This window comes from Paracraurococcus lichenis (genome assembly GCF_030657435.1).
Lineage (GTDB): Bacteria > Pseudomonadota > Alphaproteobacteria > Acetobacterales > Acetobacteraceae > Paracraurococcus > Paracraurococcus lichenis.
In genome coordinates this window covers 1-1,759 of the sequence record NZ_JAUTWS010000269.1, presented here as the reverse complement: position 1 = coordinate 1,759, position 1,759 = coordinate 1, and the positions used below count along the sequence as shown (strand labels likewise).

Annotated in this window: 2 protein-coding genes; both read right to left on the bottom strand. The window is 62.7% G+C overall.

Annotated features, from left to right (window positions below):
• Positions 1 to 301 precede the first annotated feature (301 nt).
• Positions 302 to 751, bottom strand: coding sequence for a DUF2793 domain-containing protein (locus Q7A36_RS39605; RefSeq protein WP_305109286.1), 450 nt, complete (start codon positions 749 to 751; stop codon positions 302 to 304).
• Positions 752 to 952: 201 nt separating this feature from the next.
• A partial coding sequence (locus Q7A36_RS39600) for an ABC transporter substrate-binding protein (RefSeq protein ID WP_305109285.1) occupies positions 953 to 1,759 on the bottom strand: 807 nt, incomplete at its 5' end.

Here is a 1,759-nt window from a genome sequence, read left to right as displayed (position 1 = left end):
GTTGGCGGGTGGCCCGGGCCATGCCCTGGCGGGCGGTCGCACGCGTCGATGACCGTAGCGATGAGATGCAAGAGCCTGAAATCCAATGGTGGTGTCCTTCTTCTCCGAAAATGGAGACCCAAAGGTCGGAACGGAAATCAGGGTATCTCCACTATAGATGTTTCTGAAAGCCGCCTCTTATTGAGATGGCTTATGCAGTCAGGGAAAGTCAGCATCGTTTGTAGGGAGACATTCAAGATCGCCACGGCTTACGCAATAACAAGCCGGGCCCGTGTGCTCCCTTGGCAACGGCAGCCGGGGTCTAAGCCTTCTCCACCCTCATTCTGATCGTGCCGCTGCCCAGATCCACTGCTGCCGCAGTCCCGTTCTGGAATCGCACGCTGACCGTGTTCGCGGCCGGCACCCAAGCCGTCAGCACGATGCCCTGCAGATCCAGCGAGAAGCTCGCCCGCGCGTAGTCGCCGAGCGCCGCTCCGGTCACCGCAATCGTCGCGGTCAGGCCACTGCCGGCAGCGATGCTGGGTGGGTTATAGGTCGCGGTGGCCTCCAGTATGCGCGGCGCGACCAGCGTCCAAGCCGTACTCGTCCAGTTCCACTGCGCCAGCATGATGGCGTCGAACACCACGAGCCCGGTGAACGGCGCAAAGTAGACCCAGGCGCCACCGATCCGCTGCGCCAGTCGCTTTGCCTGACCGGACCAGACGCCGGTCGGGCTGGCCCTCATCACCCACGTCTGCCCATCGGTGGGCACTGAAACGGGGCAAACCCACACCTCCTTCTGCCCTTGCTGGGCGGTGACGTAGCTCCGCGTTATCCCGCGTCGCAATGGAAGCTTGGTGATTTGGCTTCTTGCCCCCGAGTGCAACCCGACCCGGAGTGGCCGCCATGCTTCCCCGCCGCACGGGCTATGTTCAACTGAGCATGGCTGAGTCCGACCAGACCCAAGCCGGCATCATGTCCTGACGAGACTGCAGCCGCCTTCCGTCAGTGGGCGAAACGCCTGATGCGCGGGGATGGTTCGGACCAGTTTGTAGTAGTCCCAAGGATATTTGCTCTCCTCCGGCGATTTCACTTGGAACAGATACATGGGGTTCAGCTTGCGTCCGTCGACGCGGACACTGCCAGCGCCAAAGAGCGGGTCCTCCGTGGGAAGTGCCTTCATCGCATCGACCACGGCGCGGCCACTGGCTTTCGCCCGCTCTGCACCTAGCGCTTGCACACCTTTCAGGTAATGCAGGGTCGCGGAGTAGTCGCCGGCTTGCACCATGCTTGGCATGCGGCCGCCCGCCTGTGGCGCGAACCGCTTGCTGAACGCACGGGTACCATCGTTGAGGTCCCAGTAGAAGGACTCTGTCAACGCTAGACCTTGGACCGTCGAAAGTCCCAGGGCATGTACGTCGGTTATCATCATCAGCAGCGCGGCGAGCCGGGCACCGCGCGCTGTGAGGCCGAACTCAGCCGCCTGCTTCACGCAGTTGATCGTGTTTGTGCCGCTGTTCGCAAGGCCGATGACTTTAGCGCCGCTCGCTTGTGCCCGCAGCAGAAAGGACGAAAAGTCCGTGGTCTCGGGGAAAGGTGTGTAGGCGGTGCCGAGCACGCGCCCACCCGCTGCCGTCACGAACTGCGCTGTGTCGCCCGCTAGCAGACGGCCGAAGGTATAGTCGGCGGCGATGAAGAACCAGGCGTCACCCCCTTCAGCCACCAGCGCGCGGCCTGTTCCATTGCCGAGCGACCAAGTGTCGTAAGTCCAATGGACATG